This is a genomic window from Pseudomonas sp. IT-P2 (assembly GCF_949767575.1).
In the GTDB taxonomy this organism is placed as follows: domain Bacteria; phylum Pseudomonadota; class Gammaproteobacteria; order Pseudomonadales; family Pseudomonadaceae; genus Aquipseudomonas; species Aquipseudomonas pharyngis.
In genome coordinates this window covers 56935-80440 of the sequence record NZ_CATKQA010000007.1, presented here as the reverse complement: position 1 = coordinate 80440, position 23506 = coordinate 56935, and the positions used below count along the sequence as shown (strand labels likewise).

Here is a 23506-nt window from a genome sequence, read left to right as displayed (position 1 = left end):
CCCTTCGATTGAAGTCAGAGTTCGTTCAGGAACCTTAACAAGCGCGACGGCCGGTTTTATGCCGGTTTGGTCAAGAAGGGTAAAGGACTGGATACAAATGAATGTGGGAGCGAGCCTGCTCGCGATGACGCATGCACCTTCAACATTGATGTTGACTGTTGCACCGCTGTCGCGAGCAGGCCCGCTCTCACAGGGTTTTCCGGGGGATCAGGCGATGTCTTCGGCCGGGGCGTCGAGACCCATGGCATTGAGACGGGCGTAGTAGCCGTTCTGTGCCAGCAGGTCGTCGTGGGTGCCGCGCTCGACGATCCGGCCCTGATCCATGACCAGAATCAGGTCGGCTTTCTCGATGGTCGACAGACGGTGAGCGATCACCAGCGTGGTACGGCCCTTCATCACTTGATCCAGGGCGGCTTGAATGTGTCGCTCGGATTCGGTGTCGAGGGCCGAGGTGGCCTCGTCGAGAATCAGCAGCGGCGCGTTCTTGAGCAAGGCCCGGGCAATCGCCAGACGCTGGCGCTGGCCGCCGGAAAGCAGCACGCCGTTCTCGCCGACCTGAGTGTCCAGGCCTTCGGGCAGTTGCGAAATGAAGTCCATCGCGTAGGCATCACGCGCTGCTTTTTCGATGTCTTCGCGCGGTGCCCCTGCCAGATCGCCATAGGCGATATTGTTTGCCACGGTGTCGCTGAACAGCGTGACGTGCTGAGTCACCTGGGCAATGTGGCGACGCAGATTGAGCAGTTTGTATTGCTCGACTTCCACACCGTCGATCAGGATCTCGCCCTTGTCGTGGTGATAGAAGCGCGGGATCAGGTTGGCCAGGGTCGACTTGCCGCTGCCCGAACGCCCCACCAGCGCCACCATCTGCCCCGGCTCGACCGAGAAACTGATGTCATCGAGCACCTGACGCTCGGTGCCCGGATAGGTGAAGCTCAGGTTGCGTACATCGAGGCGACCGCTGACCGAGTCGCGCTCGACCGTGCCGGTATCGACTTCCGGCTCGACGTCCAGTTGCTCGAAAATGCTTTCGGCCCCGGCCACGCCTTTCTGGATGGTCGAACTGACTTCGGACAACTGACGGATCGGTTTGGGCAGCAGGCCCGCGAGCGTGATGTAGGCGACCATGTCACCGGCCGAGGCGTCGCCGCGAAGGTACAGCACGAGGAACATCAGGATCGCCATGGCGCTGTAGATCACCAGTTGCAGCAGCGGCGTGTAGATAGCCCCGGTGCGGGTCATGCGCAGCTGCTTGTCGGTATTGCCCTGACTGGCATCGAGGAAGCGCTTTTCCTCGTAGGCTTCGCCGCCAAAGCTGCGTACCACGCGATAGCCCTGGATGGTTTCCGACGCCACGTGGGTCACGTCGCCCATGGCCAGCTGGATTTTCTTGCTCTGCTTGCGGAATTTCTTGCTGGCGGTGCGCACCATCACGGCGATCAGCGGCAGGATCGCAACCATCACCAGCGTCAGCTTCCAGTTCATGAACAGCAGGGAGGCGAACAGGAAGATCACCGTCATGCCTTCACGGATTACGACCTTGATCGCATCTGTTGCCGCCCCCGTGACCATTGTCACGTTGAAGGTGATGCGCGAAATCAGGTGACCGGAGTTATGCTTGTCGAAATAACGGTTGGGCAGGACCAGCAGGTTGTTGAAGAGCTGTACCCGCAGGTCATGCACCAGGCCCAGGGAAACCTTGGCCAGGAAATAGTTGCCCAGATAAGATCCCAGCCCCTGCCAGGCGGCGATCAGGATGATCAGCAGCGGTACGGCCTGCAGCAGTTGCAGGTCGCGCAGGTAAGGCACGGTGGGAAACAGTACTGCCTCGGGATTGGACAGACCGTCGACAAAGTACTTGAGGATGTAGCCGAGCATCGGCTGGGTCGAGGCAAAAATCAGAAAACCGACGATGCTGATCAGGAACAGACTGATGTACGGCCGGACATAGCCGAGCAGGCGGAAGTAGATTTTCAAGCTCGAAGGGCTTGCGGCGGGACTGGAGTCGGTCATATCACGCGAAAGTCGATAAAAAGGACGCTGACTTTAGCACAGCTTCTTCAGGGTTCTGGCAATCGGCCAAAGGCTGTTATTGTTATGCGTCTTTTTCAGCGTCAAATAGCCATCATCGAAATGGCCGATCAACTTCAGGATTGAATCTCTCAGCATGCAACTTCGCGGCTTCAGCAGTACGTCCAATCGAATTTTCGATTTCATCAGCCTGTGGATACTTCCCGTCGGCTACTTCCTGCTCTTGTGCGCGCTGTTTTTCCTGCCGGGTCGCAGTATTCATCACAAGCTGTTTTACGGTTTGTTCAGCATTCCGACGCTGATTGCACTGTGCCTGCGCCCCAGGGAACTCAAGGAAATGCTGCGTGAGCCAGTATTCATTGCGTTGCTGCTGTTTGCCGCCTGGGCACTGCTGAGCCTTTGCTGGGGGCCGCAGGGGGAGCCGATAGGCGGCATGTTCAAACCCCCGCTGCATACCCTGATGCTGTTCGCCGGGTGTTTCCTGCTGGTTCGTTACCGCAGCGACATTCTTTCGCCATTACTGTTCGGCGCCGCGCTGGTGGCCCTGGTCGCAACGATCATTTTCCTGATTCCATTCGTGCTCCACTCTGCACCCGGCGAGCGCCTGATCGGCGGCGGCGCGTTTGACAACCCGTTGCTCAGCTCCCATCTGTTCGGATTTTTCTGCGCCTACTGGCTCAGCCTGAGCATGACCTGCAAGAATCGCCGGCTGTACTGGCTCAGCATCCCCGCGATGCTGATCATGTTCATGGCCGTGATCGGGACCGGCTCGCGCACCCCGCTGGTGGCGCTGACCATGGCGGCATTGTGGCTGAGCCTGATTTGCTGGAACCGACGCTCGCTGGTGCTGCTGGGGACATTGGCGGTCGCTGGTGCAGCCGTGTCGGTGCTGTTCTCGAAGATGATCATCGAACGCGGTGACTCCTACCGTTTCGAAATCTGGCAGCAAGCCCTGGAAAAAATCGCCGAACACCCATGGATCGGCCACGGCTACAACGCCGCACTTTCGATTGACCCGGGTGTCGGTTACAACTTTCAGGAACCGCACAGTTTTGCGCTGGGCGTGCTTTATTACGTCGGCATCCTCGGCATGCTGCCCTGGCTGTTTTTTCAGGCCTGGGGGTTGCTGAGCAGTTGGCGCCAGCGCGTGCAGCCGCTGCTGATCATCGCCTCGACCTGGCTGGTGTTCGGTATCGGCGCCGGACTGACCGAGGGTGGCGGGATCATCTCGAGACCCAAGGAGCACTGGTTCCTGCTGTGGATTCCGCTGGCATTGATTGCAGCCCTGAGCATCAATCAGCGTGCCCGACGCCTTTTGACGATGCCGGTCCGGAAGCTTTCGGCATCCGCGCTGCAACAGCTGAGTACTGACGCTCAGGTGATTGAAGAGGACGGTCTGGGGCCGAAGGTGCTGCGCCTGTCCGATGGCAGCTTTCTCAAGCTGTTTCGCCGCCGCCGCTGGTATACCTCGGGCAGTTTCAATCCGTATTCCGAGCGGTTTGCCGTCAACAGCGAGCAATTGCGCCGGATGGGCATTCCCACGCCCCAGGTGCTGAACCTGTATCGCCTCGACGACGGCAGCAGTGCCGTACATTACACGCCGCTGCCAGGCCATACCCTGCGCCAGGTCTTGCAGGGAATCACCGCGCCGGCCGTGCGACAGGCGCTGGTGGAGCGTTTTGGCAAATTCATGGCCGGCCTGCATGAGCAGGGTGTGTATTTCCGCTCGCTGCATCTGGGCAATGTGCTGGTGCTGGAGGATGGCGAGTTCGGGCTGATCGATCTGGCCGACCTGCGGATCTACCCTTCACCCCTCAGCCTGTCACTGCGCCAGCGTAATCTGCGCCACATGCAACGCTACACCGTCGACAAACGCTGGCTGTTCGAGGATCACCTCGAAGCGCTGCTCCAGGGGTACGCCGTAACGGCGTCGAAATCCGCCGTAGACAATCTGCACAGGCAAGTGCTGGCCGGCAACACGCCGGCTCGGGTTCATTGATGATTCAGACCAGTCCGTTCATTGCGCCGGCCGCCTATCTGCTGGCCACCGTCACCGCCGCGTTGCTGCTGCGGGCCGTGCCGAAAATCGCACGCCATCTGCAGCATTCGGGTGAAAGCCGCTATGCCAGCATCGATGGCCTGCGCGGCTATCTGGCATTCGGTGTATTCGTGCATCACTCGATCATTACCTGGATCTTTCTGCGCACGGGCGTGTTCGAATTTCCGCCGAGCAATTTCTACTCGATGCTGGGCCAGGGCAGCGTGGCCCTGTTCTTCATGATTACCGGTTTTCTGTTCTGGAGTCGTCTGTTGGCCCAGGGCCGTCAGCACGACTGGCTGGCCTTCGGTATTTCGCGAGTGTTCCGGTTGTATCCGCTGTATCTGCCATTGATGCTGGCGGTGTTCGTCACCGTGTTCTACCTGCAGAACTGGCAACTGAAGGAGCCGGTGTCACAGCTGTTCAAACAGGGCCTGCTGTGGCTGACGTTCGATCGCCCCGACGTCAACCAGTATCCGCAAACCGGCATGCTGATCTCCAACGTCACCTGGACGCTGGCCTACGAAGTGTTTTTCTATCTGGCGCTGCCACTGGCGGCCGTGGTATTCGTCTATCGCGGCAACTGGCTGCAAGTAGTGCTGTGCCTGATCGGGATTTACGCGCTGTACCAGTTGGTCGGCTGGGAGCATTCGCTCAAGAAGCATTTCCTGGCCAGTTTTCTCGGCGGAATTGCCGCCGCCTATTGGGTCCGGCGCCCGCAGCTGGTGGCCTGGAGCCGCACGACGCTGGCCAGCGTAATTGCCCTGGTGGCGCTGGCATTGGCGTTCACCGTGTTCAACCGGGCGTTCAAAACCGCTCCGCTGTTTCTGCTGTCGCTGTTTTTTGTGATCGTGGCTTCGGGCAACACCCTGTTCGGCGCCTTGAAACCGCGCAGCATCCGCTGGCTGGGGGAGATCAGCTACAGCACTTACCTGCTCCATGGTTTCGTGCTCTGGCTGATGGTTCAGCGCCTGCCGCTGGCGCTGGACCTCGATGCCCGTGAGACCTGGGTTTACCTGCCGTTGATGGCTGCCTGCACGTGCCTGTTGATTCTGATCAGCAGCGCGACATTCCTTTACATCGAGCAACCCGGCATGAATGCGGGCAGGAACGTGGTGCAATGGATTCGCCAGCGTCAGAAAGGCAGCAAGAAACTGTCGGAAAAAGTCGCTCGCTGACCGCGAGCGACAACGACCTCAGTCCTTTTCCAGCGGCGAGAACAGCAACCGGCCCAAACCGCGCCAGGTCTTCTTGTTCCAGGCCTTGAAAGGAATCTGCGCCAGCAGCTCCCGCGCCAGTTTGCGATCGCGGTTGGCGGTTTTCAGGAACATCGAGTTGAGCGACTTGTAGCGCACTTCGTCGTACAGCGGATGATCGCTGAACAGCGCATAGGTGCGCAGAATGTTTTCGATCATGAAACGGTGGTTCTTGTAGGAATTGGTGGCGTGCTTGCGATAGCGCGCCATCACCACGTTCAGGCCATCGATGAAGTACCCGGCGCGGGTCACTTTCAGCTCGATGTACAGATCTTCAAGACGAATCGTCGGGTCGAACCCGCCCACCTTGTCCAGCGCCTCACGCCGGATCATCAGGGTCGGCGCCGGCGGATACGGTTTGCGCTCCAGGAACATGTCATCAAAATCCAGGCGCCGGAACGGCACGTCCCGGCGCTGACGCTTTTCCGGATAGAGATTGCCGTCGGCGTCCATCAGCTCGATGTTGCCGGCGCAGATGCCCACTTCCGGTTTGCCGTCCATATAGGCGACCTGGGTGGCGATCCGGTCCGGGTACATGATGTCGTCGGAGCCGAACGGTACGATCAGGCTGCCTTTGGCCCGCGCGATGGCGCCGTTGAGCGTATTGGTCAGGCCCTGGTTCTGCTGCACCCGGAAATCGAAGCCGTGCTTTTCCTGCAAGGCCTTGATGCGCTCGACGCTGTCGTCCTTCGAACCGTCGTCGATCACCAGCAGCTCGATGTTCCGGTAGGTCTGATTGATGACACTGAGGATGCTTTCCTCGATGTACGGCCCGTGGTTGTAGGACGCGATGATGACGGTGACCAGGGGCTGGGCACCGCTCAGGGCACTTGTATCGCTCATGGCTGTTCCTTGCGGGCCTGCTCCAGGCCGGAGTCGATCAGGTTCAGGTATTCCTGGCGGAAAACCTCGATGTCGTGCTGTTCCTGCAAATAGCGGTAAGCCTGCTCGCCCTTGGCCTTGAGCTCGTCATCCGACAGCGCGAGGTAGGTGTCCAGCGCCGCCACCAGGCTCGGTACGTCCTTGGGGGTGATAGACAGGCCACCGGCACCCTCGATCAGCGGCAGCATGGCCGGCACGTTCGAGGCGATCACCGGCAGATGCCCGCTCATGCCTTCCAGCAAGGCCAGGCCCAGACCTTCGGCCAGCGACGGCATGGTCCAGATATCGAACGCGCGCACGTATTGCAGGGCGTTTTCCTTGAAGCCCAGCAGGTGCGCCCGGCCGCTCAGTCCCAACTGTTCGATCTCGGCGGCCAGCGGCGCCTGCAGGCGTCCGGCACCGATGATTGCCAGTTGGGTGTTCGGGTATTTGTCTTTGAGTTGGGCGAAGGCCTGCAACAGGTAAGTGTGGCCCTTGACCGACACCAGCCGCCCCAGCGCACCGATCAGGCGCACCTTCGGATCGATCCCCAGCAATTCGCGCGCACGTTCGCGGCTGTGCTGCAAACCCTCGGCCTGCTCGATGTCGATGGCATTGGTGATCGCGTAGGTGTTCTGATCAGTGAAACCGCAATCGCAGTCCAGCAGGTACTGTTTGACCGCCGGCGAAACGCCGACGAAACGCCAGTGGCGGTCGATCAGGCGCTGAGTCTGGCGACGACGGTAGAAGCGGTCGTACTCGCCGAAGCCGTGGGAAATACCGATGCACAACGGCACCTTCAACCAGCGGTTGAGCGTCAGCATCATGTTCACCGGTTTGAAGCGGTTGCAGATCACCACGTCGAACTTTTCCCGGCGGCAGAACTTGTACAGCTGCCACATCGCCCGCAGGCGCATGCCTTTGAGGGACTTGTCGGAAAACTCGAAATACACCGAACGGTCGGCACGGCTGACCGCCTCGCCCGGTCCGGGTTTACCGCGCAGGAAGGCGGCGGTCACTTCGTAACGATCGGTCGGCAGCGCCTTGACGATTTGCTCGGCAAGGTCGGCGAAATCATGGGATTTGACGTTGTAATCGGGCTGCAGCTGCAGCACCTTTGCGCGTTGACTCATACCTCTCCCCGGTGCGATCCCGTCGCGCCTGTTTCGCTCTGCTTCAGTACCCAGAACAACTCCTGGCGTCTGACCGCTTTGCGGAAAAATTCGTTCTCGCCGTAGACCGATGGACGCCGACCAGCCAGCAGTCGCTGAAACAGCCGGCGCAGGCGACGCTTGAACGGCGCCGGTGGCTGCAGGTCATGCATCATGCCCAGCGCCATGGCCTTGTCCCGCTGCAGTTCGATCGACAGCGGCAGGCACAGCGGCTGCATCGCGAGGGTCGCATCGAACGTCGGCGGCAGGGCAATGCCCTGCCCGCTGTCGCCCATCGGCCAACGGTCGTTGTCATGCAAATGGTTGGCGTAACCGAGCAGCGTCGGTTGGTAATCGAGACCGCGCAAGGCTTCCAGCACCGCCTCTTGGGCGCAGATATGGTCGGGATGCGGATCGAGCGTTGGGTGCGGCAGCACGATCACATCCGGGCGCGCACGCAACAGCACATCACGCAGGTCGGCCAGCAGATTGTTCCAGGTCGGCGCGCCGTCGGCATCGCCTGGCAAGACAAACGGATTCAGCTGACGGAACAGGCGTGTGTCGCTCAGATCGGCTTCCCGCGAGCCAACGGGTTGATTCGGCGCAGCCTGCATCGCCGCCAGTTGCAGGCAAAAATACCCGAGTTGCACGCAATGTTCCTGCGGCACACCGGCCCAGCGCGGTACGGCAAGACTGTCCCAGGCACGCAAGCGGCCCTTGAGCCGCGCCGCGTCGACCTTGTTCAGTCCCATCTGTTGATAGTGTTCGGCTTCGATCTCGCCGGCGGTCAGGGTCACGATCCAGGCTTCTTTGGCCTGGCTGTACAGTCCGTAGGCGGCCAGTTCGGCATCGTCGGCGTGAGGGGCGATGACCATCACCCGCTGCTGACGGTAGTCCGGTTGCTCCAGCGCCCACAGCACCGGCTCGCCGGAGACCCGGCAAAAGCGCCCGCGCAGACGCAACTGGCCTTGCGACAGCGCCTGCGCCTGTCCACTGAGGTTCAGATAACGCAGACCGTTGACGCCGCGCTCGAACGTCTGCACGTCGGGATGGGCGCCATCGGCCAACTCGACCCGAGGATCGAAGAAGCGTCCCAGGAAGCTGCTTTTGACCTTCACGGCGAGGATCAGTGTGGCGTCGTCCACCAGCATCACGCCCTCGTCGAGGCGCAATTGCTCACCGTTCAAATGCACTTTTGGCTGCGGAGTGAACGGCGGAAAGCTGTATTGGTAATCGTCTTTCGGCGAATAGAACAGGTGATCGGCGAACCACGCTTCGTGGGCAATCCAGCCGACCACCGCCAGCACCAGCGGCAACCACCAGGCCACCAGCACGCCGAGGATGATCAACACGATCAGTGCGATCAGCAGGCCGATGCGTTTATTGCGCCGGTGACGTTTGAGCAGTTGCTGTTTGCGGCTCATGGGCTGACTCATACGGTGAAGACCGGCACAGGATTGCACCAGCGATCCTTGTATTCACGGTCGGCGCGACCGAAGGAAAAGCGCAGCGGCTTGTTCAGTGCCCGCGCCTGCTCCCAGGCACTTTGCGTATTGAGAAAACTCAGGACGCTGCCGGGGCTGAATTCACGGGTTTCGGGGTCGACGCCGCCGTTGATGTACTCGACGCTGATCCACTCCGGGGCTTCGACGCGGTACACCAGTTGGATGGCGATCGGTGCGTCGTTGAGGAAGATCACCGAGCCGATCAACAGCTCGCGCAACAGTTCGATGACTTCGGCCATGCGTGCCGCGCCAGTGGCCGGGAAACCCCAGCGACGCTGGAACAGGTCGCAGTAGATCGCCGCCAACTCCGCACTGGAGAAGTCGCTGACCGGCCGCACCACGCCGCCCGCCTCTTCCAGCAGGCGCAGTTCACGGCGCTGGTTGTAGCGAAACTTCTTCGACAGTTCTTCGGGGGTACGGGCCATGGCCAGTTGTTCGGTCTGCAACTTGAGGCCGCTGAAGCGGTTTTCGTTGAGCGCCGACAGGTAGCGTCCGCGATGGCGCAGCGGGGCCTGGGCATCAACGGCGGCCGGCAGGATCAGCTCGGCGTTGCCCAGGTCGAACAAGCCTTTCTTGCCGTTGCGCTTGAGCACGTCCTTGGACAAGGCCAGGTCGCGGCCCCAGGTCGGGATCGCGGCTTTGACTTCGCCCTGCTGCTCCCAGGCCAGATAGCGCACCGGGATGCCGGCCAGATCCGCCAGACGCTCGACGACCATGGGATGAGTCGCGACGCTGCCGCCAAAACGCTGCCAGGCCTGTGCATAAGTTGAGGCGTCAACGGGCGACCAGCCACGTTCGCGCCAGCCTTGAAATCGGTTGAGCATCAGCCCCTCGGTGCCAGATCGGTAACTTGCGGCAAATGCCAGAAGGTGTCGCGTACGGCGCGGTCGGAGAAACGCTCGCGCAGGCGGTCGAACATCATCTCGGCGCACTGACGACGCTGCTGCTCGTCCATACCGGCCAGATGTTTCAGGCCCTGGGCCAGATGCTCGGCGTCACCCAGCGGAAACAGGATCCCGACGCCTTCGACCACTTCCTTCGCCCCGCCGCACGCCGTGGCCAGCAACGGCACGCCGGCGGCCATGGCCTCCAGCAGCACCATGCCGAACGGTTCGTGGTCGGAACTCAAGGCAAACACATCGAATGCCCGGAAATAATTACGCGCGTCCGGCACCTGGCCGAGGAACAACACGCGATCACCGATGCCCAGTTCACGGGCCAGTTCCTTGAGGTCTTGTTCCAGACGCCCTTTGCCGAGAATCACCAGTTGGCTGTTGGCCGGCAGACCGGACAATGCCGCAGCAAAACCGTGCAGCAGCGTGGCCTGATCCTTGTCCGGGTGCAGACGACCGACGTTGCCGACAATGAACGCATCCGCTGACAGACCGAGGGTCTCGCGGGCTTCACGGGCCGACACCTGACTCATCTGCAACGCCGAGACATCGATGCGGTTGTAGAGGGTCTGGATGCGCGCCGCCGGCCATTTCGGCAGGCATCGACGCATGTCGTCGCGCACCGCATCGGACACGCCGAGCAGGCTCAGACGCTTGCGGAAAATGTGCGCAAAAAGTTTGCGCGAACCGCGGTTGTAATCGCCAAACGCGTGGTGCACGCCAATCACCGGCAGCGAAGTGCCGAGCAAGGCGATGTAGATCGGCTTGAAGCGATGGGCGATGCAGAAACTGAAATTGCGGGAAGCGGCGATCTTGCGCAGATCGCCGATGGCGCCCAGCTTCAGGCCACGAATGGCCTTGGAGCTGTATTCCATGAACAACACTTCATCGGAGGCGCAGGCTGCGGCCACCTCGCTATCGGCAGCCCCGGTCAAAAAAACCGTGGTGACCCGATAACCGGTGCCCGCGAACAGGCTGGCGTACTGCCGCGCACAGTCGAGGAACGGCCCGTCATAGCCGTGACAGAACTGCAGCACATGGCGTTCAGCCGAGCGTGTCATAAGCGTTTGCGCCTTCTTTGACCACCAGGATGTCTTCCATGATCAGGTACTGCAGATCCGAGCCGAAGAACATGTTCAGGGCATCGGTCGGCGAGCAGATCATCGGTTCACCGCGGCGGTTGAGCGAGGTGTTCAGGGACACGCCGTTGCCGGTCAGCACTTCCAGCGCCTTCATCATGTCGTAGTAGCGCGGGTTGTATTCGCGCTTGAGCACCTGAGCCCGGGACGTACCGTCTTCGTGGACGACTTCCGGCACGCGGGTCTTCCACTCTTCCGCCACTTCGAAGGTGAAGGTCATGAACGGCGCCGGGTGATCGATCTTGATCATCTGCGGCGCAACGGTGTCGAGCATCGACGGGCAGAAAGGCCTCCAGCGCTCGCGGAACTTGATCTGGTGGTTGATGCGGTCAGCCACGCCAGCCACGCTCGGGCAGCCGATGATCGAACGACCGCCCAGTGCACGCGGACCGAACTCCATGCGGCCCTGGAACCAGGCCACCGGGTTGCCATCGACCATGATTTTGGCGATCTGCTCCGGCATGTTGTCGAGCTTGCGCCAGGTCGGCTTGTTCTCGTGACGGGCGCACGCGGCGATCACGTCTTCGTTGCTGTACGACGGGCCGAGGTAGACGTGTTCCATCTTCTCGACCGGCACGCCACGGGCGTTGGACACGTAAGCTGCTGCGCCGACTGCGGTGCCAGCATCGCCGGAGGCAGGCTGTACGAACAGTTCCTTGACGTCATCACGGGCGATGATTTTCTGGTTGAGCTTGACGTTCAACGCACAGCCACCGGCATAGGCCAGTTTGCCGGTTTCCTTGAGCACGTCGCCCAGGTAGTAGTCGATCATCTGCAGCGCGATTTTTTCGAACAGCGCCTGAATGCTGGCGGCGTAATGGATGTACGGCTCGTCGGCAATATCGCCTTCGCGCTTCGGACCCAGCCACTCGATCAGCTTCGGCGAGAAGTAGTAACCCTTGCCCTTCTCTTTATAGCGACGCAGGCCGATCACGTTGGCGTAGTCGGTGTTGATCACCAGCTCGCCGTTCTCGAACGAAGCCAGGCGCGAGAAATCATATTTGCTGGCGTCACCGTACGGCGCCATGCCCATGACCTTGAACTCGCCGTCGAGCATGTCGAAACCGAGGAACTCGGTGATCGCACCGTACAGGCCGCCGAGGGAGTCCGGATCGAAGAATTCCTTGATCTTGTGGATCTTGCCGTTCTCGCCATAACCGAAGAAGGTCGTGGCGTACTCGCCCTTGCCGTCGATGCCGAGGATCGCGGTTTTCTCTTTGAAACCCGAGCAGTGGTAGGCGCTGGAAGCGTGGGCCAGGTGGTGTTCAACCGGCTCGATCTTGATTTTCTTCGGATCGAAGCCCAGTTGCTCCAGACACCAGACGATCTTGTTGCGATAGCGCTTGTAGCGACGGTTGCCCATCAGGATCGCGTCGAGTGCACGGTCCGGGGCGTACCAGTAACGCTTGGCGTACTGCCAGCGGGCCTTGCCGAAAATGCTGATCGGAGCGAACGGAATCGCGACCACGTCTACGTCGGACGGTTTGATGCCTGCCTGCTCCAGGCAGAACTTCGCCGATTCGTAGGGCATGCGGTTCTTTGCATGTTTATCGCGCACGAAGCGCTCTTCCTCAGCCGCCGCGACCAGCTTGCCGTCGATGTACAAGGCTGCTGAAGGATCATGGCTAAGGGCGCCGGACAGGCCAAGAATCGTCAATGCCACAGGGGTCTAGCCTCTTTAGTCTGCATTCAGGCGCGATGCGCCTTGAAAAATGATGTGCCCTCGCACCGGGCGAGAGACAGCTAAAGGGCGGGATTATAGCGTAAACGTGGCGGGAATGACCCTGCGCGAATTGCCCCATGTCGTTCAACCCACAGAACCCTTGTCCATGGGACTATCCACGGCTTGGTCGCCAATAAACACTGATATTCCCGTCCACCGCCTGGCGATAGATCGTGTACGGCAGGAAAGCCGTGTCGAACACACCGGACAGGGTCAGGTCGAGCAGGACGACCGGTACCAGAATGCCGGTAGGATCGGGCGGCGCGTGCAGCAGGCAGAAATCATGGGCAAGCCCGCTGTAGATGCGCGGAATCGACTGACAGTAGGTCTTCTGTTTGCGCAGGCCGCGCGTGGCGCCGTCGTCGTCCTGCAACACCGTGACGGCGGTGCCGCAGCCGGACAGTGCCAGGGATAATGCGCCGATCGTGATAGCGTTTTTGATGGTCAAGATTTGCCCTCCGGGAACGTCGGGGCAAACTAGCATCGGGGTTTTGCGAGGGGCAGTTCATGGCTTCCGGAAAGGCCGTAGGACAAATCACAAGGATTTGTCGCCACATGCCTTACCCGAATTCAACTGCAGAAACGTCTTACGCGCTGGCGAAAATAATCACGCAGCGCCCGCTACATCCCTGGGCAAGCGCTGATCAATTACCTGATACAGCGCACTGCTCTCAGGCCAGTTGCGCATGAACCGCGCACGATCCCGGGCATAGGCCGGAGCGAAGCTGCTCACCGAGCCGTGCTGGCACATCGAGTCCAGATCGATCAGCGCCCAGCGGTCTTCCTGCCAGAACAGGTTATGACCCTTGAAGTCGCCATGGCTGATGCGTTCGGCGATCAACCGTGCAAACAGCTGATCCAGCGCCTGCAACTCGGCTTCCGGCGCCGCACCGTTTTCAACATACGGCGCAAAACGCTCGATGATGTCCGGTCCGGCCAGGTACTCGGTGATCAGATAAGCCTTGCTGCGCAGCCAGAGAAAGCGGGTTTCCAGCACTGCCAGCGGTTTTGGTGTGGCAATGCCGAGAAACGCCAGGCGATTGCCTTCGCGCCAGGAATGCCAGGCGCGGCTTGGACGCCAGAAGCGCTTGAGCCAATGGGCAAAATTCTTGATGTTGTAACGCTTGATCACCAGAGGACGCCCGGCAACCTCGACCTTGCCGACACTGGCCGCGCCGCCGGTCTTGTACAGATGGCCCTGATCGAGCAAGGCATCGGCCTGTTCCAGCACCGGCAGCATCGCGGGCTCCTCCTCGCGGCGAATCGACCGCAGACCGAACGCGCCGCGCTTGACGCTGAACAGCGTGCATTCACGACCGACCTTGATCAGGAAGTCCTTCAAGCGCCAGGCGCGCACCTTGTCGATCTGCTTTTGCAAGGCCTCCAGCGGCAGCGCGTGTTCACTGTTGCTCAGCAGGTAATACACCAGCAATTCTTCGGTGAACGGCTCGAGCGACTTGGGCAACTGGGCGAAAAACACCCCGAGGTTTTCCAGCACTTTCTGCCGGGACAATGGCTGGCCGGCACTTTCTGCACAGATGCCGGCGCCATCGATCAGATACAGCTGACCACCGTGGCGCAACAGGTTGTCCAGGTGCAGGTCTTCCTGCCACAAACCTTTGCCGTGTAACTGACCAATGGCACCAAGCGCTTCGGCCAGCACCGCCGATTGTTCGTCGGCCAGCACCGGCAAGGATTCGACCTTGTTCCAGGCATCGCCCAGGCTTTCGGCACCTTCGAGGAACTCGAACAGCAGCCAGCCACCCTCGCCCTCCATCAATCCATCAGCCAGCAGCAACGGCGTGGTCATGCCCTGAGCAGCGAGCAGTTTCACCCCTTCCAGCTCACGCTGAAAATGCCGCGCAGCCTTGTTGCCGACCAGTAACTTGGCCAGCACCGGACGCCCGCGCCACACACCGGCACCGACGTAACGCTGCCCCGGCAACACCCGCAACAGACTGAGCAACTGCAAATCGGCAACGCCCGCCGCATCGGCCAGCGAAACCGTGAGCGGCAGACTCGGCGTGCGCCCGGCATTTTTCAGGTCGGACAGCTGCATCAGCGGGTCTCCTTGCGACTGCGCCGCGCGGTCAGCCGCGTGACCCAGGCATCCACCAGCGAACTGCCCGTCGGCTGATCGAGATACGCCGCCAGCAACTCACGCAATTGCGCGTCACTCCACTCCGGCGCTCGGCGCAGCAGTGGTTCCAAGTCCTTGACCCGGTCACGCAGACCGAACAGCAACGGCCGGGTCTTTTCCAGGTCGATCAACTGCGCCTGATAGCCGTCGCCCTCGGCGCGCAGGAAAATGTGCTTTGGATAGAAGCAGCCGTGCACCTGACGCATGCTGTGGAGATGGCGCGCCAACAGGCCGCAAGACTTGAGAATCGCCGATTGCTGCGCGGCATCGAGGTCCGACCAGCGCTGCAACAGCGAATCGAGATCGTCCCAGCCATCCAGCGCCCGGGTCAGCAGGATCGCACGGACTTCGCCGTTGACCTTGCGCTCACCGAAGAACGCCGCCTGCAACGCCGGGATGCCGAGCTTGTTGTAACGACTGATGTTGCGAAATTCCCGGGCGAACGTCGGCTCGCCGAAGGGCGCGTGCAGGGTGCGGGTCAGGTAATTGCACTGGCGCTTGAGGTAATAGCCATGCCCCTCCAGCTCCAGACGAAACACGCTGCTCCAGCCCCCGCCATCGGTGTTGGGCTCATCCACGGCGTCGAGCTGCTTGGACCACAGCGCATCGAACGTGCCGAGACCGTGGCGTTCCAGCAGCGCACGGTCTTCAGCGGCCAGAAAATCAGTCATTCGCGTCCCTCGAAAAATCTCACCACGTGGCGAATCCGTTGCTTGTCGGCGGCATTCAGCCGGTCACGCTGGCGGTATTGCAGGTAGAAGCGCAGGCGCTGGGTGTTCGACAGGTGATACTTGGCCACCTTGTCGAGACAGGCCAGATCCTTGGTGATCCGGTATTTGAGCCAGAAACCGCGCCAGAAATCGCCGTTCGGGCAGTCGATCAGATACAACTGCGCCTGATCGTCGATCAGCAGGTTGCGCCACTTCAGATCGTTATGGGTAAAGCGGTGGTCGTGCATGACACGTGTATAACCGGCCAGTTGCCGGCTGACGCCGTCGACCCAGGCACGATCCCTGAGCTTGGGATCGTTGCGCTCGGCCAGCGCCGACAGGTCTTCGGTGCGCGGCAGTTCACGGGTGATCATCGCCCCGCGATCGTAAGCCATGCCGTTGCGCTCCAGACCCCACGCCACCACTTCGGCGGTGGGAATGCCCCACTTGGCGAAGCGCTTGAGGTTCTGCCATTCCATCTTCACCCGGGGCTTGCCCAGATAACGCCGCAGGCCCTTGCCGGCACCGCTGTAGCGCTTGACGTAATAGTTGACGCCGTTGAGCTGCACGCGAATGACTTCGGACAAGGGATCGCGGGTCAGGCGCTCGCCCTGCAGGGCAAATACCGCTTCGAGGCTACCGAAATACTGCGCAAGTTCACTGTACTCAGGCTCCAGATTCCAACCCGCCATCAGAGCGCATCCCCGTAACGTTGCTTGCGTGCGTAGAGCTTGTTGGCCTTGCCTTCGAGCCAGCTCAGCAACGGCGCTTCTTCGGCCAGGATCTGGCGCAGCGGTTGCTGGAAATAGCCTTTGAGGAAGCGCAATTTGTCGCGGCGGGTCAGGCCGATGTCCAGTGCGGAAAAGTACAGTGCCGCCAGGTCCTTGTTGCGCCAGCGCTGGGTGATCGCCGGGCGGGTCTGGGCACGGTGCAGGTCGATCACCGAGAGTTTGAAGTCTTCCGGGGTGATCGGTTTGTCGGTGTGCAGCAGAAAGTGGCAGATGTAGCAATCGCGGTGGTTGACCCCGGCGCGGTGCATCATGCCGGTCATGCGCGCGACCTCGGCGATCAGCGCCCGCTTGAGTTTCGGCTCCGGCGGTTGCTTGACCCAGTCGATGCTGAAGTCTTCGAGACTGATGGTCGGCGCCAGCTCTTCGGTGACGATGAACGAATGCTGATCCGCCGGGTTGCTGCCCTTCTCGCCGTACGCGACGGCGGTCATGGTCGGCACGCCGACTTCCTGCAAGCGCTGGATGGCTTTCCATTCCTGGCCCGCGCCGAGCACCGGCAGCTTGGCAGTCAGCAGGTTCTTGAAGATCTCGCCCCAACCGATACCGCGGTGAATCTTGACGAAAAAGCCATTGCCGTCGACTTCCGTGCGCAACGTCCGGCGGGCTTCCAGCTCGCGGTACACCTCACCCTGCAAGCCCTCGACCTCGGCGAACGGGTCGCGTCCGGCCCACAGGCTCTTGAACGGTTCAGCCAGCATCAACTTCATTTAAGCGTGCTCCGCCAGAATCACATCGGCCGCGTGCTGCGGCATGCTGTAGAGGTCGGCCGTCTCGGCGAAGGCCAGACCGTTGCGGCTCCAGGCCGCCCGTGCAGCGTCGTCGTTCAACATGTCAGTCAGGTATTGCGTCAGTTGCGCCTGATCGAACGGCTCGTCCAGCACTCGCCCGGCGTCGGCCTCGGCGATGTAATGGGCATAACCGCAGACCGCGCTGACCAGCACCGGCAACCCGGCGACCAGCGCTTCAAGCAGCACCGTGCCGGTGTTTTCGTTGTACGCCGGGTGGATCAACAGGTCGGCGCCGAGCAGGAAACGCGGGATATCGCTGCGCCCCTTGAGGAACGTCACGTTGTCGCCCAGGCCCAGCGTCGCACTCTGCATCTGGAACAATTTGGGGTCATCCTGGCCGATTACAAACAGCCGGGTGCGTTTCTTCAGCTCGGCGGGCAGTGCGGCCAGTGCTTTGAGGCTGCGATCGACACCTTTGGTCTTGAACCCGGAACCGATCTGCACCAGCAGCAGTTCGTCGTCCTTGAGGTTGAATTCGGCGCGGAAACCGGCGCGAATCTGGTCGGCATCCGCCGGACGGCGGCGATCCTGGGCGATGCCAGGCGGCAGCAGGTGGAAGCGCTCAAGTGGCGTGTCGTAATACTTGATGAACAGCGGCTGCTGCACTTCGGAAATCATCAGCACTTCGGTCTTCGCGTCTTTGGCGAACACCGCACGCTCGTATTCGGCGAAGTGGCGGTAGCGGCCCCAGCGGCGATACAGCGAATGGCGCAGGTTCTGCGCCTTGTCTTCGAAGCAACCGTCGGCGGCGTAGTAGACGTCCAGCCCCGGCATCTTGTTGAAGCCGATCAGGCGATCCACCGGACGCTTGGCCAGGTCCGCTTCCATCCACGCGCTGAGCTTTTCGTTGCGCCGGTGATTGAAGAACGCCTTGACCGGCGCCACCAGCACTTCGAAGCCGGGTGGCACGTCGCCTTCCCAGATCAGGGTGTAGACGCGGATCTGGTGCCCGCGCTTCTGGCATTCGAGGGCGATGCGCATGAAATCGCGCTGCAAACCGCCGAACGGGAAATATTTGTACAGGACAAAAGCCAATTGCATCAGCGCAGCTCCTCAGCCATCAACAACGTGCTCAGTCGGCTGGCAACACGCTCGGGATTCAGACGCGTGAAGCACAGGGGCCACTCGCGTTTCAGGTCAAACTGACGGGCATCCTGCGCGGTCGGTTGATACGTACATTTCTTTTGCAGGCACGGCGCGCACGGGAAATCGCTGCCGAGGTGAATCTGCAGCTTGCCGTAGGCGCCGGTCAGGCCCGGATTGGTCGGGCCGAACAGGGAAATCGTCGGCACATCCAAAGCGGCGGCAAGGTGACCGAGGCCGGTGTCCACCGCGACGCAGGCCTGGGCGCCGGCCAATACCTTGCCGACCCCGGCCAGGTTCAGTTTCGGCAACACTTCGGCGTGTTTGAAACCGGCGGCGATGCGCTCGGCCCGGGCCTTCTCCAGCGGATTGCCCCACGGCAGCTTGATCCCGACGCCGAGGTAGCCGACCCGTTCGGTCAGCTCGCGCCAGTAGGCTTCCGGCCAGTGCTTGGTGTCCCAGGTGGTGCCGTGGAGGAACACCACGTAGGCATTCTTGCGCGGCAGCTCGACCAGACGCTCGACGTTGAGGCCGTAATCGCCCAGGCCTTTGGGCAAGTCGTAACCCAAAGCAATCGCAAACAACTGGCGCACGCGCTCGACGGCGTGCTGCCCACGGGCCACCGCCAGTTTGCGGTCATAAAAACGCGCGGCGATCGGCTCGCGGGCCGAGCCCTTGTCGAGACCGGCCACCGGGGCTTTGACGTAGCGGGTCAGCCAGGCGCTTTTCAGCAGGCCTTGAGCGTCGATCACCAGGTCATATTTGTTCGCCCGAACGGATTGCTTGAAGCGTTTCCACTCGCCGCTGGTGATGGTTTTCCAGATGTTTTTGCGCCAGCGGCGGATCGCCACCGGAATCACTTTGCCTACGGCCGGGTGCCAGGTCGGAATCTCGGCGAAGCCTTCTTCCACCACCCAGTCGAACTTGATCCCGGGAATCGCCCGGGCGGCGTCGCTCAGCGCCGGCAACGCGTGAATCACGTCGCCCAGCGATGAAGTCTTGATCAGCAATACCCGCAAGTTAATGGACCTCGACCACAGAGCCCTGCAAACGCTGCAAGGCATCGTTGACCGCGTCCGGCATCAGCTGGCGCAGGCAGTTGTAATGGCCGAAACGGCAGGTGCGATCGAAGCAAGGGCTGCAATCGAGACCCAGGCGGACGATTTCCACATGCTCGGCCAGCGGCGGGGTGAAACCCGGCGAGGTCGAACCGTAGACCGCCACCAACGGGCGATTGAGCGCAGCGGCCACGTGCATCAGACCGGAATCGTTCGAGACCACCGAGTCGGCGCAGGACATCAGGTCGATGGCCTCGGCCAGCGAAGTGCCGCCACTGAGATTCACGGACTCTTCGCGCAGGCCCGGAATCAGCCGCGCGCGAATGTCTTCGCCCACCGCGTGATCGTTCTTCGAACCGAACAGCCAGACCTGCCAGCCTTCACGGATGCGCGCCTCGGCGACCTTGGCGTAATGCTCGGACGGCCAGCGTTTGGCTTCACCGAATTCGGCGCCGGGGCACAGCACCAGCACCGGGCGGTCGAGGGTCAGGCCGAACTTGGCCAATGCGGCCTCGCGGGTCACCGGATCGATCTGCAGGCTCGGGCGCGGATAAGGTTTTGGCAGCTCGGCGTTCGGCTCGTAAGCCAGCGCCATGAAACGCTCGATCATCAGCGGATAACGCTCTTTATCCAGCGTGCGCACGTCGTTGAGCAGGCCGTAGCGGAATTCGCCGCGCCAGCCGGTGCGTTTCGGGATGCCGGCGAAGAACGGCACCAGCGCCGACTTCAACGAGTTCGGCAGCAGGATCGCCTGGTCGTACTGACCGGCCAGGGATTTGCCGATTCGCCGACGGGTCGCCAGCTCCAGCGCGCCGTGGCCGAGCGGGAAGCTCAAGGCCTTGCGCACTTCGGGCATGCGTTCGAGGATCGGCCGGCTCCACTCCGGGGCCAGCACGTCGATTTCGCACTGTGGGTGGCGCTGCTTGAGACACTGAAACAGTGTCTGCGCCATCACCATGTCACCGACCCAACTGGGCCCAACGATCAGAATATTCATGTGGTTTCCATAAACGAACCGGGGAGGCTTCACGCCTCCCCGTCTCGAGAATCAGCTTAGCCCCAGCTCACGCCAGATCCGCATCACCTGCCGCCGTTCGTCCGCGAACTGATCGCCCGGTATCACCCCGGCGTCCTTCTGCAAGGCCTGCCGGTGGGCGGCGGAACGATAGGCCTTGTAGGCCTCGCGCAACAGGCTGGCGTCTTCGGCCGGCATCAGCCCTTCGTGTTCCAGCTCTTCCAGAATGCGGATATTGTCCGTCCAGCGCAGCAACGGCGGGTGGGTCTGCGACCACGCCAGGGCCGCGTATTGCACCATAAATTCAATATCGACGATACCTCCGGCGTCCTGCTTGAGGTCGAACGGCGCCGTGGCCTCGAAGGCATTCGCCCCGGTACCGGCGGCGGTGCTCTTGCTGCCGAGGTTGTCGCGCATCTTGGCGCGCATCTCGCTCACTTCCTGCTGCAGCTTCGCCAGATCCCGCGCCTTGCCCAGCACCTGGGCCCGCACGCTCTCGAACGCCTGGCCGACATCCTGGCTGCCCACCAGCACCCGCGCCCGCACCAGGGCCTGATGTTCCCAGGTCCAGGCTTCATTTTCCTGATAGCGCGCAAACGCGCCGAGCGAACTGACCAGCAGCCCGGACGCCCCGGACGGACGCAGGCGCATGTCCACTTCGTACAGCTGGCCGGAGTTGGTCTGCGCCGTCAGCAAGTGAATGATCCGCTGGCCGAGCCGGGTGAAAAACTGCGTGCCATCGATGGGTTTCGGGCCATCGGTTTCGGCCTGCTGATCGCCATCGTGGATGAACACCAGATCCAGATCCGAACCATGCCCCAACTCGATCCCGCCGACTTTCCCATAACCGACAATGATGAAGCCGGGATCGCACAGCGTGCCATCGGTGCGCAGCGGCGTGCCGTATTTGGCCACGGTCTGGCGCCAGGCCAGGGCCAGCACTTGCTCAAGAATTGCTTCGGCCAGCCAGGTCAGGTAATCGCTGACTTTCATCAATGGCAGGCTGCCGGCGATTTCCGAGGCAGCGACCCGCAAGCGGTGCGCCAGTTTGAAATGGCGCAGGGCTTCCATCTGTTGTTCGAGGTCGTCCTCCGGGATCCGCGTCAGGCGCTCGCGCAATTCGGCAGCCAGTTCCGGTGCCAGCGGCGGCTTGAACAGGCGGCCTTCGTTGAGCAGTTCATCGAGCAGCAGCGGGAAACGGGTGATCTGCTCGGCGATCCACGGGCTGGCGGCGCACAGCGTCAGCAAACGCCGCAGCGCGCCGGGGTTTTCCGTCAGCAACACCAGATAAGCCGAACGCCGGGCCACCGCCTCGACCAGCGGCAGCACCCGCTCCAGCACCAGATCGGGATTTTCGTGCTCCACCGCCTGAGCCAGCAGGCGCGGAATAAAGGCATCGAGACGTTCGCGCCCCAGACGCTGCATCGCTCGCAACTGCGGGCTGGCACGCAGGCTCGCCAATGCCTTCAAGGCCTTGGTCGCGTCGGCGAAACCGCCCTCCTCCAACTGGCGACAGGCCGCCTCTTCGTCCTGCGCCTCTTCCCACAGCGGCAGCCATTCTCCGCCGACCACCACTTCACTCTCGGCGCCCTCGTCCTCATCGGGATCGGCGATCACTTGCGCGAAGTGCCAGGCCACCCGGCCGCGCCAGAACATCAGCTTCTCGTGGAACGCTTCCCAGTCGGCGAAACCGAGCATGAACGCGATTCGCGCCTGATCCTGAGCGCTGTCCGGGAGCATCTGGGTCTGGCGGTCGGCAATCGCCTGGATCGCGTGTTCGGTGTAACGCAGGAATTCGTAACCTTCGCGCAGCTCGCTGATGACCGCCGGCGGCAGATAGCCCTGCCCTTCGAGCGTGCTCAACACCTTTAATAGAGGGCGCTGTTGCAGACTCAGGTCGCGACCACCGTGAATCAATTGAAAAGCCTGGGCGATGAACTCGACTTCACGGATACCGCCGGAACCCAGCTTGATGTTGTCGGCCATGCCCTTGCGCCGCACTTCCTGCTGGATCAGCTGCTTCATGGTGCGCAGCGCTTCAATCGCCGAGAAGTCCAGATAGCGCCGGTACACGAACGGCCGCAGCATTTCCTGCAACTGCTCGCCCGCCACCTGATCGCCAGCCACCACCCGCGACTTGATCATCGCGTAGCGTTCCCAGTCGCGGCCCTGATCCTGGTAATACTGCTCCAGCGCATTGAAGCTCAGCACCAGCGCGCCGGACGAGCCGTACGGGCGCAGACGCATGTCGACACGGAACACGAAACCGTCGACGGTGATCGGGTCGAGGGCCTTGATCAGGCGCTGGCCGAGACGAATGAAGAATTCCTGGTTGTCCAGCGGGCGCTTCACGCCGACGGTTTCGCCGCCCTCGGGGTAGGCGAAGATCAGGTCGATGTCCGACGACAGGTTCAGCTCGACCGCGCCGAGCTTGCCCATGCCGAGGATGACCATTTGCTGTGGTTCGCCGCTGCGCCGGCCGGTCGGCGTGCCGAACTGCTCGCAATGGCGGCGGTACAACCATTGATAGGCCTGATCGATGCTGGCGTCGGCCATGTCCGAGAGATCGCGGCAAGTCTGCACCAGATCGGCCTGACGGTTGAGGTCGCGCCAGATGATCCGCACCTGATGCCGGGTGCGCTGACGGCGCAGGACGCGGCCCAATTCGTCTTCGGTCTGCGCGGTGGCGACCGCAGCCGCCATCTGCCCGCACAACTCACCGGGAGCGAATGCCCGGTCGAGTTCGCCGGACTGCACCAGCGACAACAACATCAAAGGGTCACGAACGCTCTGTTCAATGACGAAATCGCTGGCGGCGCTGACGCGGGCGAACTGCGCCCAGCGTTCCGGCGTCCAGGAAGAGAAGCCGTGATCGTCTTCCAGTTGTGCGACGGCCGCACGGAACGACTGCTCCGATCGGCTGACCAACGGCAGGAGAATGGCGGGCAGTTCGGCAAGCGCGGGCAGGGTCATGGTCTATCCTTGATCGGCGTGTAAATGGCCGCTTGTAGTGATGAATGAAAAACCGCTACGCGAAGGACTGTCGAACAAAAGTGAGAAATAGCTGAAATTTCTTTTTCTTTGGCAGCCAGCATCAAACTTTCACCTTTTTCGGATGGCTAAAGACCAACCTTAACGATTATTCTCACAACGCAGTCGGAGGCCACAAGCCTTTCATCTGTAGTTTTACTACTCGTCTATACATTCGAAAGGCTGAAATGCCGGATGATTTGTAGTAAAACTACACGCCGCCGGAACAACCTGTCGGCAATCCAAGAATTTTAAATCGTCTGCCCACAAGGCCAGTCGCAAACTCAGGCAACCGAT

Annotated in this window: 19 protein-coding genes; 2 read left to right on the top strand and 17 right to left on the bottom strand. The window is 61.5% G+C overall.

Annotated features, from left to right (window positions below; genetic code table 11):
- Nucleotides 1–207: 207 nt before the first annotated feature.
- The gene (msbA, locus tag ACM6JM_RS05275) at nt 208–2010 is read right to left on the bottom strand and encodes a lipid A export permease/ATP-binding protein MsbA (RefSeq protein ID WP_039766570.1); all 1803 of its coding nucleotides are present in this window, start codon (nt 2008–2010) and stop codon (nt 208–210) included.
- Nucleotides 2011–2164: 154 nt separating this feature from the next.
- Here msbA and ACM6JM_RS05270 point away from each other — a divergent pair, with 154 nt between their 5' ends.
- Both ACM6JM_RS05270 and ACM6JM_RS05265 read left to right on the top strand, forming a co-directional pair.
- Nucleotides 2165–4027, top strand: coding sequence for an O-antigen ligase family protein (locus tag ACM6JM_RS05270; RefSeq protein WP_414881415.1), 1863 nt, complete (start codon nt 2165–2167; stop codon nt 4025–4027).
- Nucleotides 4027–5244 carry an acyltransferase family protein gene (locus tag ACM6JM_RS05265; RefSeq protein WP_414881414.1) on the top strand — a complete coding sequence of 406 codons (1218 nt, stop codon included), beginning with the start codon at nt 4027–4029 and terminating at the stop codon, nt 5242–5244. Before ACM6JM_RS05270 ends, ACM6JM_RS05265 begins: the two co-directional genes overlap by 1 nt.
- 18 nt (nt 5245–5262) lie before the next feature.
- Here the strand turns inward: ACM6JM_RS05265 and ACM6JM_RS05260 are convergent, their stop codons facing one another.
- The 16 genes from ACM6JM_RS05260 to ACM6JM_RS05185 all read right to left on the bottom strand — a co-directional run bounded on the left by ACM6JM_RS05260 (nt 5263) and on the right by ACM6JM_RS05185 (nt 23274).
- Nucleotides 5263–6147, bottom strand: a complete 885-nt coding sequence (locus tag ACM6JM_RS05260; RefSeq protein WP_103386603.1) for a glycosyltransferase — start codon at nt 6145–6147, stop codon at nt 5263–5265.
- A gap of 14 nt (nt 6148–6161) precedes the next feature.
- Nucleotides 6162–7316 (bottom strand): glycosyltransferase family 4 protein, encoded by a 1155-nt coding sequence (locus tag ACM6JM_RS05255; protein ID WP_039766564.1) that lies wholly within the window; start codon nt 7314–7316, stop codon nt 6162–6164.
- Nucleotides 7313–8758, bottom strand: coding sequence for a PIG-L deacetylase family protein (locus ACM6JM_RS05250; protein WP_414881413.1), 1446 nt, complete (start codon nt 8756–8758; stop codon nt 7313–7315). Before ACM6JM_RS05250 ends, ACM6JM_RS05255 begins: the two co-directional genes overlap by 4 nt.
- Nucleotides 8759–8766: 8 nt before the next feature.
- The gene (locus ACM6JM_RS05245) at nt 8767–9663 is read right to left on the bottom strand and encodes an antimicrobial resistance protein Mig-14 (RefSeq protein ID WP_103386573.1); all 897 of its coding nucleotides are present in this window, start codon (nt 9661–9663) and stop codon (nt 8767–8769) included.
- Nucleotides 9663–10793, bottom strand: a complete 1131-nt coding sequence (locus ACM6JM_RS05240; protein WP_414881412.1) for a glycosyltransferase — start codon at nt 10791–10793, stop codon at nt 9663–9665. The genes ACM6JM_RS05245 and ACM6JM_RS05240 overlap by 1 nt, the downstream gene beginning before the upstream one ends.
- Nucleotides 10777–12534 carry a carbamoyltransferase gene (locus ACM6JM_RS05235; RefSeq protein ID WP_007952261.1) on the bottom strand — a complete coding sequence of 586 codons (1758 nt, stop codon included), beginning with the start codon at nt 12532–12534 and terminating at the stop codon, nt 10777–10779. Before ACM6JM_RS05235 ends, ACM6JM_RS05240 begins: the two co-directional genes overlap by 17 nt.
- 172 nt (nt 12535–12706) lie before the next feature.
- Nucleotides 12707–13042: a YceK/YidQ family lipoprotein gene (locus ACM6JM_RS05230; protein ID WP_039766553.1), complete on the bottom strand. Its 336-nt coding sequence runs from the start codon at nt 13040–13042 to the stop codon at nt 12707–12709.
- Between the two features lie 159 nt (nt 13043–13201).
- A complete protein-coding gene (locus tag ACM6JM_RS05225) occupies nt 13202–14653 on the bottom strand; it encodes a lipopolysaccharide kinase InaA family protein (protein ID WP_103386571.1) in 1452 nt (483 codons plus the stop codon).
- Nucleotides 14653–15405, bottom strand: a complete 753-nt coding sequence (locus tag ACM6JM_RS05220; protein ID WP_103386570.1) for a lipopolysaccharide kinase InaA family protein — start codon at nt 15403–15405, stop codon at nt 14653–14655. The genes ACM6JM_RS05225 and ACM6JM_RS05220 overlap by 1 nt, the downstream gene beginning before the upstream one ends.
- Nucleotides 15402–16136 carry a lipopolysaccharide kinase InaA family protein gene (locus ACM6JM_RS05215; protein WP_039766546.1) on the bottom strand — a complete coding sequence of 245 codons (735 nt, stop codon included), beginning with the start codon at nt 16134–16136 and terminating at the stop codon, nt 15402–15404. The genes ACM6JM_RS05220 and ACM6JM_RS05215 overlap by 4 nt, the downstream gene beginning before the upstream one ends.
- The gene (gene rfaP, locus ACM6JM_RS05210) at nt 16136–16942 is read right to left on the bottom strand and encodes a lipopolysaccharide core heptose(I) kinase RfaP (RefSeq protein WP_414881411.1); all 807 of its coding nucleotides are present in this window, start codon (nt 16940–16942) and stop codon (nt 16136–16138) included. The genes ACM6JM_RS05215 and rfaP overlap by 1 nt, the downstream gene beginning before the upstream one ends.
- Nucleotides 16943–18064 (bottom strand): glycosyltransferase family 4 protein, encoded by a 1122-nt coding sequence (locus ACM6JM_RS05205; protein ID WP_039766540.1) that lies wholly within the window; start codon nt 18062–18064, stop codon nt 16943–16945.
- The gene (gene waaC / locus ACM6JM_RS05200; protein WP_163973903.1) at nt 18064–19125 is read right to left on the bottom strand and encodes a lipopolysaccharide heptosyltransferase I; all 1062 of its coding nucleotides are present in this window, start codon (nt 19123–19125) and stop codon (nt 18064–18066) included. Before waaC ends, ACM6JM_RS05205 begins: the two co-directional genes overlap by 1 nt.
- A gap of 1 nt (nt 19126) precedes the next feature.
- Nucleotides 19127–20161 (bottom strand): lipopolysaccharide heptosyltransferase II, encoded by a 1035-nt coding sequence (gene waaF, locus ACM6JM_RS05195; RefSeq protein ID WP_039766536.1) that lies wholly within the window; start codon nt 20159–20161, stop codon nt 19127–19129.
- Nucleotides 20162–20212: 51 nt separating this feature from the next.
- Complete coding sequence (gene glnE, locus ACM6JM_RS05190; RefSeq protein WP_414881410.1) at nt 20213–23152, bottom strand: bifunctional [glutamate--ammonia ligase]-adenylyl-L-tyrosine phosphorylase/[glutamate--ammonia-ligase] adenylyltransferase; 2940 nt, start codon at nt 23150–23152, stop codon at nt 20213–20215.
- Complete coding sequence (locus tag ACM6JM_RS05185) at nt 23149–23274, bottom strand: hypothetical protein (RefSeq protein ID WP_256574488.1); 126 nt, start codon at nt 23272–23274, stop codon at nt 23149–23151. The genes glnE and ACM6JM_RS05185 overlap by 4 nt, the downstream gene beginning before the upstream one ends.
- Nucleotides 23275–23506 lie beyond the last annotated feature (232 nt).